Origin of the sequence: Jannaschia aquimarina, from assembly GCF_000877395.1 — a bacterium.
In the GTDB taxonomy this organism is placed as follows: Bacteria; Pseudomonadota; Alphaproteobacteria; order Rhodobacterales; family Rhodobacteraceae; genus Jannaschia; species Jannaschia aquimarina.
The window spans coordinates 1-7,993 of the sequence record NZ_JYFE01000029.1 but is presented as its reverse complement, the minus strand read 5'-3'; the positions used below and the strand labels follow the sequence as shown (position 1 = coordinate 7,993).

9 protein-coding genes and 1 pseudogene are annotated in these 7,993 nt (G+C 64.4%); 4 read left to right on the top strand and 6 right to left on the bottom strand.

Annotation, left to right across the window (positions count from 1 at the left end):
- Positions 1-155: 155 nt before the first annotated feature.
- Positions 156-554 carry a winged helix-turn-helix transcriptional regulator gene (locus tag jaqu_RS08155; protein ID WP_043918478.1) on the bottom strand — a complete coding sequence of 133 codons (399 nt, stop codon included), beginning with the start codon at positions 552-554 and terminating at the stop codon, positions 156-158.
- 97 nt (positions 555-651) lie between these two features.
- Between jaqu_RS08155 and jaqu_RS08150 the strand changes: the two genes are divergently transcribed.
- The 3 genes from jaqu_RS08150 to jaqu_RS08140 all read left to right on the top strand — a co-directional run bounded on the left by jaqu_RS08150 (position 652) and on the right by jaqu_RS08140 (position 2,543).
- A complete protein-coding gene (locus jaqu_RS08150) occupies positions 652-939 on the top strand; it encodes a putative quinol monooxygenase (RefSeq protein ID WP_043918477.1) in 288 nt (95 codons plus the stop codon).
- A complete protein-coding gene (locus tag jaqu_RS08145; protein ID WP_236687818.1) occupies positions 936-2,003 on the top strand; it encodes a zinc-binding alcohol dehydrogenase family protein in 1,068 nt (355 codons plus the stop codon). The genes jaqu_RS08150 and jaqu_RS08145 overlap by 4 nt, the downstream gene beginning before the upstream one ends.
- A gap of 273 nt (positions 2,004-2,276) precedes the next feature.
- Positions 2,277-2,543 carry a hypothetical protein gene (locus tag jaqu_RS08140; protein ID WP_043918475.1) on the top strand — a complete coding sequence of 89 codons (267 nt, stop codon included), beginning with the start codon at positions 2,277-2,279 and terminating at the stop codon, positions 2,541-2,543.
- Between the two features lie 586 nt (positions 2,544-3,129).
- Here jaqu_RS08140 and jaqu_RS08135 read toward each other — a convergent pair.
- The 3 genes and pseudogenes from jaqu_RS08135 to jaqu_RS08125 all read right to left on the bottom strand — a co-directional run bounded on the left by jaqu_RS08135 (position 3,130) and on the right by jaqu_RS08125 (position 5,268).
- On the bottom strand, positions 3,130-3,495 hold the full coding sequence (locus jaqu_RS08135; protein WP_043918474.1) for a hypothetical protein: 366 nt from the start codon (positions 3,493-3,495) through the stop codon (positions 3,130-3,132).
- Positions 3,492-4,819: pseudogene (locus tag jaqu_RS08130) on the bottom strand (recombinase family protein). The gene jaqu_RS08135 and the pseudogene jaqu_RS08130 overlap by 4 nt, the downstream one beginning before the upstream one ends.
- Complete coding sequence (locus tag jaqu_RS08125) at positions 4,816-5,268, bottom strand: DUF2924 domain-containing protein (RefSeq protein WP_043918473.1); 453 nt, start codon at positions 5,266-5,268, stop codon at positions 4,816-4,818. Before jaqu_RS08125 ends, jaqu_RS08130 begins: the two are co-directional and overlap by 4 nt.
- Before the next feature lie 19 nt (positions 5,269-5,287).
- Here jaqu_RS08125 and jaqu_RS08120 point away from each other — a divergent pair, with 19 nt between their 5' ends.
- The gene (locus jaqu_RS08120) at positions 5,288-6,241 is read left to right on the top strand and encodes a hypothetical protein (protein WP_089268459.1); all 954 of its coding nucleotides are present in this window, start codon (positions 5,288-5,290) and stop codon (positions 6,239-6,241) included.
- Between the two features lie 275 nt (positions 6,242-6,516).
- On the opposite strand, the gene jaqu_RS08115 is transcribed toward jaqu_RS08120, so the two are convergent.
- Positions 6,517-7,242, bottom strand: coding sequence for a GAD-like domain-containing protein (locus jaqu_RS08115; protein ID WP_084629569.1), 726 nt, complete (start codon positions 7,240-7,242; stop codon positions 6,517-6,519).
- Positions 7,239-7,814, bottom strand: a complete 576-nt coding sequence (locus tag jaqu_RS08110) for a polymorphic toxin type 15 domain-containing protein (protein ID WP_161793842.1) — start codon at positions 7,812-7,814, stop codon at positions 7,239-7,241. Before jaqu_RS08110 ends, jaqu_RS08115 begins: the two co-directional genes overlap by 4 nt.
- Positions 7,815-7,993: the final 179 nt, after the last annotated feature.

Below are 7,993 nucleotides of genomic sequence, written 5' to 3'. Positions count from 1 at the left end.
CACCTGACGCGGGCGTTCAAGGCGCGCTTCGGGGTGACGCCCGCGAAAGCGCGGGAGGAGATGTCGTGACGCTAGATCGGCGCTCTCGTGCCGTTCGCGATGGCCCACACCGTACCGTTCGTGACCCGAGCGACTGAACGCCCTGCCGGGAAGACTTACTCCGCTTCGTGCTGCCTCGCATGCGCTATCCCCCACGTCCGCAACGCCGTCAGCACTGGCACCAGCGCCTCGCCCTTGGCCGTCAGCGCGTAGTCCACGTGCGGCGGCACGACGGGATGGACGGTGCGGCTGATAAGCCCGTCCGCCTCCAACTCGCGCAGCTGCTTGGTCAGCATCCGCTGCGTGACCGTCCCGCAGAGCCTCTTGAGTTCGTTGAACCGCTTGGTGCCGGCCGCGAGGTGGTAGAGGGCGAGCCCCTTCCACTTGCCCCCGATCTGTTCGAGCGCCGCCTCAACCGGGCAGCCGTCGGAACAGTCGTAGCGCTCGAACCGGCAGGCGCGGTCGGCATCGAGCGTGTCGAGTGCGGGGGTCTCCCGCGCGGTAGTGGTATCCATCGTGTACCTACCTGACCAAATGATGCGTACTTGTTCGTTATAAGGTCGTACGCCACGTTTCCCCAGACTGCAACGAAGCACAAAGGGAGACGTACCGATGCCCCTCACAATTATCGCCGACATCCGCGCTGAGGCCGGCCGCGAGGACCTCGTCCACGCCGAACTGGCCAAGCTGGTCGCGCCCACGCGCGCCGAGGCCGGTTGCCTGCAATACGACCTGCACCGCGCTCATGAAGACGGACGGCATTTCTTCTTCTACGAGACGTGGGAAGACCGCGACCTCTGGCAGGCGCACATGGCCGCGCCCCACATCGCGTCCTACCTCGCCGCGACCGAGGGCGCCGTGGCGTCCTTCACGGTCACGGAGATGGAGCGGGTGGCATGAGCGCGTCCCACGCCGGAGCCCCGGACGCGGCCACACCGACCCCCCGGATGCGCGCCGTGGGCTATGCCCGGTCCCTGCCCATCGAGGACGAGGCGTCCTTGGAGGACGTCGCCCTTCCCGCGTCGACCGAGGCCGATCTCGGCCCTCACGACCTTCTCGTGGACGTGGCGGCCGTGTCGGTGAACCCGGTGGACGTGAAGGTACGCGCCCGCATGGCCCCGGAGGCGGGCCACAAGGTGCTGGGCTGGGACGCGTCCGGCACCGTGCGGGCGGTGGGCCCGGAGGTCACGCTCTTCGCGCCGGGCGACGCGGTGTTCTACGCAGGCGCCCTGGATCGGCCCGGCACCAACGCAGAGCGGCACGTGGTCGACGAGCGGATCGTGGGGCGCAAGCCTGCATCCCTCGGCCACGCGCAAGCCGCCGCGCTCCCGTTGACGGCCATCACCGCGTGGGAGATCCTGTTCGACGGGATGCGCGTTTCGCAGGGCGCGGGTGAGGGCGAGACGCTGTTGGTCGTCGGCGGCGCCGGTGGGGTGGGCTCGGTCCTGATCCAGATCGCCCGCGCCCTGACCGATCTGACGGTGGTGGCGACCGCGTCGCGCGACGAGACGCGGGACTGGTGCCTGCGCATGGGCGCCCATCACGTGATCGATCACCGCGCGGACATGAAGGCGCAGCTCGGCGCGCCCGGACTGGTGCCGCGCTACGTGGCCTCGCTGACGGCGACGGACCAGCACTGGACCGCGCTGACGGAGCTGGTCGCTCCGCGCGGGACCATCGCGCTGATCGACGATCCGGAGACGCTGGACGTCAAACTGCTCAAGCCCAAGGCGTTGACGCTGCACTGGGCGTTCATGTTCACGCGCTCGGCTTTCGAAACACCCGACATGGTCGAACAGCACCGCCTGCTGTCCCGCGTGGCCGACCTCATAGACGAAGGACGGATCGTCTCGACCATGAACCGCGACGGCGGCATGATTTCCGCTGCCAACCTGCGCAGGGCGCACGCGCATCAGGAGAGCGGGAAAGCGGTGGGGAAGACGGTGCTAGCCGGCTTCGAGTGAGGGACAGACAGCCCGGCCGATGGCATTGCTCTAAAATATATTAAATAGGAGCTGTTTCAGCACCTTGGTCCGCGCTGCGTCCCCCGATAGGCTCCGGGCGGGTACCCCGAGCGTTGCGGCAAACCGCCGTTGGCCGAAAGCGCCTTGGTGCTACGCGACTTCGTCGGAACTCGATCGGCGAGTTCCTGGGCCTGCCACCTTCTCCCGGATCGGTGGGACGCCTAGGACGCGTAGTCGCCTGCGAGCAGCCTCACCGACTGTGATCGGCCGTCCATGACCCAGGCAGAGCAGATCGCCGTCGCGCAGACGATCGGTGAGAGTTCTTATAGAGGCGAGGCCTTCGGCGCGATCCTCGTAGAGGATGGGCTCGCGGAGGCCGACGAGATTCATCGCCACGTCCCCGGCGATCCAGGCCGTGCGCCCGTCGGCAAGGCTGAAGGCCAGCCCGATCTGACCCGCGGAATGGCCCGGCAGCGCGATGACTTCCGGCTCCCCCACCATGGCAAGCCGCGCGTCGCGGATGGGTATACTCGGGTGTAGCTGAGGTAGCTGACCACCCTTGATCAGGGTCGAACAGTGCTCGGTAGAGCCATTCAATCGGCCGATGAAGTGCGCACGTTCCGACCATGGCCCGGCGAACTCGCCGCTGCTCCGTGACTATAGTGGTAGAAAACGTGGTAATAAACCCGTCGACACTTTCAATATTTCATTTATAACAAAATCTTACAAGAAATCCAAAGCGGACTGTCTCTCCGCCACTTGCCTTCGGACAAGCGTTCTCCCGATCCAGCTGCGGCCGGATTTTCTCGTTGTACTAGAGGGTTATGTAGGCGGGGCTGAGCACTGGCCCCGGTGGCAAGTGGCCCGGAAGCGGTCTCTCGGGGTCGGCATTCTCCGGACCTCATGACTGCGTGGATTTGGTGAATTCCCTTCGAGTAGTTGAACAACAACAAAAAATACTAGCCTTCGAAAGTGCTTGGATTGGGGTCGCGATTGGGCCTGGCGCGTCTGGCATCGAAGCCTCTCAGGTCATAGCAGGTACGGTCCTCTGCTTCTGGAACTCTCTGACGGACATTGCTCTTCGCCAGAAGCGAGCCGCTGACGAACCAAAAGCGGATATGCTAGATCATGAAAAATCAAGCGCACCGCGGCACTCCAGCACGCGCACCAGCGTCACCTCCGGCCCCTGCTTCCCTTCCAGTATTGCCTCCACGATCTCGGGCGCAAGTAGCGTCAGGCGCAGGACGCGCGTCATATAAGAGGATGTGATGCCCTCGCGCTCGGCCAGTTCGGCGATGGTGGCGTACTCGCCCGACTCAAGCATCCGCTTCCATCGGAACGCACGGGCCAGCGCTTTGACGAGGGTGCTGTCTGTCCGGCGCGGCTGCACGGCACCGTCTGGCAGCTGCATCTCTTTCCGCCCGACACGCTTCACGACCCGGAACGGCACGTAGAGCGTCACGGTGTCCGGGATCTGCGTCCTGCTGGTCATGCGGCCGCCTCGATGCCGCCAGCCAGCATCTCGCGGGCGAGGCCGCTAAGGCCGTCAACGCGTAACCGAACGTTCAGGCCGTCCGTACTGATGTCGACCCGTTCAACCAGCAGCGCCACGATGCGCGCCTGTTCGGCGGGGAAGAGTTCGTCCCATAACGGGTCGAGCTGCTGCAGGGCCGTGCGCGCATCGGCCTCGGTGATGTCGTCGGCGTGGGCGCGCGCTGCCTTCCATGTGCCAGCCACTATCTCGGGTTGGCGGAAGACGGTGCGAAGCTGGTCGAGATGACTGCCGCTTCGATTTCTCCTGCGGGCACACGGCCGACGGGACAGGACCCGGCGCCATGCTTCAGTACGGTCTGGCTGACATAGTAGCGGTAGAGCTTGCCGCCTTTCCGAGTGTGGGTCGGCGAGAACGCCGCGCCATCGGGGCCGTAGAGCAAGCCTTTGAGCAGCGCGGGCGTATCGGCGCGAGTGCGGGCGGCGCGCTTGCGGGGGCTTTCTTGCAGGATGGAATGGACACGGTCCCACGTCTCGCGGTCGATGATGGCATCGTGCTCGCCGGGATAGCTCTCGCCCTTGTGGACCGCCTCGCCGATATAGGCGCGGTTGTTGAGCATCCGGTAGAGGTACTTCTTGTCGATCCTATTGCCGCGCGGCGTGCGGATGCCGCGCTTCGCGACCTCGCGTGCCAGTTCCGTGCCCGAGCCGATCTCGAGGAAGCGGGCGAAGATCCAGCGGACATGCTCGGCGCCTTCGTCATCAACGACCAGCTTCCGGTTCTCGACGCGGTAGCCGTAGGGCGGCACCCCGCCCATCCACATCCCCTTCTTGCGGCTGGCGGCGACCTTGTCGCGGATGCGTTCGGCCGTGACCTCGCGCTCGAACTGGGCGAACGAGAGCAGGATGTTCAGCGTCAGCCGGCCCATGGACGTAGTGGTGTTGAATGACTGCGTGACCGAGACGAAGGTCACGCCGTTGCGGTCGAATACCTCCACCAGCTTTGCGAAGTCGGCGAGCGAGCGGCTGAGGCGGTCGATCTTGTAGACCACCACCACGTCGACCAGCCCGTCCTCGATGTCCTCCAGCAGCCGCTGCAGCCCCGGTCGCTCCAACGTTCCGCCCGAGATGCCGCCATCGTCATACTGATCACGCACCAGCACCCAGCCCTCGGAGCGCTGACTGGCGATGAACGCCTCGCAGGCCTCGCGCTGGGCGTGGAGGCTGTTGAATTCCTGCTCGAGTCCTTCTTCGGAGGACTTGCGCGTGTAGATCGCGCAGCGCTGCTTCCGGATCATTCCTAATTTCGCAGGGGCCTTTGTCATGTCCGCGCTCTCCGGTTCTTGAGGCCAAAGAACACCCAGCCATTCCAGCGCGTCCCGGTGATCGCGCGCGCGATAGCGGACAGCGACTTGTAGGGTCGCCCCTGCCAGTCGAAGCCGTCCGCGGTGACGGTGACCACATGCTCCACGCCCTGCCACTCGCGCAGCAGCCGCGTGCCGGAGATGGGGCGTTCACGGTCGAGGCGAATGCCGCGCTTCTTCTTGTCACCACCGTCGAGCTCCTCGCCCAGCCGTTCCAGCCGGCGCACCATCTCGGGCTTCAGGCCGCCATAAGCCAGCTCCTGGATGCGGTAGGCCAGTCGGCTCTCCAGGTAGCGGCGGTTGAACGACGGCGGTTCGCTGTCGAACAGGTCGCGCCACTGCGCCTTCAGTTCCGGCGTCGATGTGGTCTTCAGCGCGGCCAGGCGCGCGACCCTGCGCCCGGAGCTCATCAATCGCATTCTGCCGGGGATGAAGATCCGCACCGCCGAGGCCGCGCAGCCCCACATGTCGGTGCACCTCGTTGCGGGCCGCTTCGGCAAAGGCGCGATCGGGCCGGACGACCGCGCGTCTCCCGAAGAGCGAGCGCGCCGCACGCGGCGACTCGCGGACTGCGTGGACTACGTACGCTGGCAGGCACTGAGAACGGCACCGGAGCGAACCCTCGTCGTAGCGTACAAGGCGATCAAGAAAGAGTTCGAAGACATCCCGGGAGTGGTGACGGCGCATTTCAACGCCACGGCGGGGCTTGATGTCTTCGGAGATGTCTCCGCGCTGATTGTGATCGGTCGTCCGCTGCCACCAAGCGGGGCTCTCGCGGCGCCCGCGGCCGCCCTGTTCGGGCGAATGCCGAAAGGTGAGTATGGCTGGTCGACGGAGGGCGTCCGGATGCGGGACAGCACCACGCGAGCCGTGCGCGTCACGCGGCACGAGGACGACCTCGGCGAGACCGTCCGGGCGGAGATCTGCGACGACGAGGTGATCCAGTGCATCGGTCGCGGGCGCGGCGTGAATCGCACGGCCGGGACCCAGCTGGAGGTGCATGTTCTGGCCGACCTCGCGCTGCCGCTCATCTACGACGTCGTTGTCGACTGGGACAACTTGAAACCGGATATCTTCCAGCGCATGCTGCTCGACGGGATTGCGGTGGACAGCCCTATGGATGCGGTGAGGATGCATCCTGATCTGTTCGGAACCGAAAATCAGGCGGAACTCGCGTTTGCCCGCGCGGGATTTAAGGGTCAAAATCTTACGGGTTCTTATAGGGATATGACCCTTAAATCGGCCGCCTATCGCCGAGCCGGTCGTGGACGAGGCTGGCAGCGCGTCTGGTGGGTTTTTGGCAATGCGGGTAAAGTTCGCGCCCGTCTGGCTCAGAAGCTTGGCGGCCTCGCTGACTGGCGAGCCGCCGAACACGATGAATGAGCCAGAGGTCGTTCGAAGCTCGTGCCTTTCCGTCAATGCAGCGGACATTTACAACTGACGCAGCAAAGGTCCGTAAGGAACCGAATTTCCCTGATGCTGCACCTCGCACGAATGGCGGCTTTTGCGGAACGTGACGCAAACGCAGTATGGTGTTTCTTTAGGTTTTAGACCTGCCTATGAGAGTGTTTCGAGGGCGGCAGGGACGCTATTGCAACAGCTGTTCCGTTCCGTCCGGCTGTTCCTTAAAGTCGCACCCTGTGGAACATGCACTGGCGTCAGCTCATGTCATCAAGCATCTTGTTCGCACCCTCGACCGCGTCCGCGCCAAAGGCGCGCTTCACGAGGTCGTCGAAGGTCAGGACGGGCCGCTCGCTGATGCCTGCGAGCATCGTCAGATGCTCGGGCGCGGACACGATCTGAAGGTTGTCCGCGTCGATCTCGCCACCCAGCGGGAGCGCCGGGACGAAGCCATACATCTGGTCGGGACCGAGTGGGCCGAGGCGGGCTTTGGCGGCGAGGAAGAGACGAATATAAATGTCGTCATCGTCCAAGTCCGGTGTGCCGTAATCAAGAAGCCCACAGCCCCACAAAAGACTTTCGCCCCACTTGTTGGCCTGCCCTTTTGCAATACCCACAGCATTGTTCTTTCGCTTGAGTATAAGCCCATCGCTCATCACGGATATCGAGAAGCCGTAGCCGGTCTTCCGCCCCCAAACACTGACCTCCCCCAAGGCAGTCCGGGTCACGGCGATATAATCGTCCGCTCCTTCCAGGTCGGTGCCTTTCAGCCATGCTTCGAGCGCGGGGGCATAGGTCTCCGGGTTCACCAACTGGAACCAGCCGTCCTGGAACACCGAGAAGCCGAAGCGGTGCCAGTAGTCGCACATCGCTTCGGGCGCGATCTTGGACAGGCGGCCGATCACATCGTTTGGCGCTGAAGACACGTTAGTAGGCAAACCAAAAACTTCTTCGAAGTCCTCTAGTTCTTTCGCTTCTGTCATCGGCCTCTACCTCTACAAGGTTCGAGCTTTGTATTCATGCGACCGATCGACGGATCGGCCGCCGCCCGCTCCGCCGCGGCATCAATTCGGGCGATCCTGCTCGTCGGTCGCTCATGGCTTCCCCATCCCCCGCCAATGGACGAATTCACGCCACTGTCGCCGACACGGCGGATACGGTCCGCACCGCCCGCGATCATGTCGGGATCGTGCAGGGCGGCAAGGTTGGACATGATCTCGCGTGCACGACGGCTCGCTTCGACTCTTGCACGATTGCTTCCCATACCTTGAGCCTCCAGGCTTCCTCGGACACTTTCTTCGATTTCACCGCGTAATCCTCTTCGAGCGGCCTCCTGCGCCACCCCATCGCTGATGCCACTTCGCCCGAGGCGGTTATACGCCTCCCGCGCGTCGAGGTATTCGCCGATGGTGAGGTCGTTCAGGCCGGCCTGTTGGTCGCGCAGCTGGCGGGCGTATTCGGCGACAATCTCGCGTTGCCGGGCCGGATCGCCGGGCGCGCGGCGGGCGGCATAGCCGAGCGCGTCGAAGCATCCGGGATCGACCCGGTCCATCATCCGGGTCCGCCGGACAATCCCGATCTCCCGATCCGTCGTTCCTGCTGCGCGCTCCCTGCGGCCCCGGAGCATGGCCTTCACGAGGTCGGTCATCTTGTCGACGAGGCCGACGAACGTAGTGAACTGAGATGCTCCCCGATCCTTGGACAGGATCTGGCGGGATTTAAGCTACTCTCCGG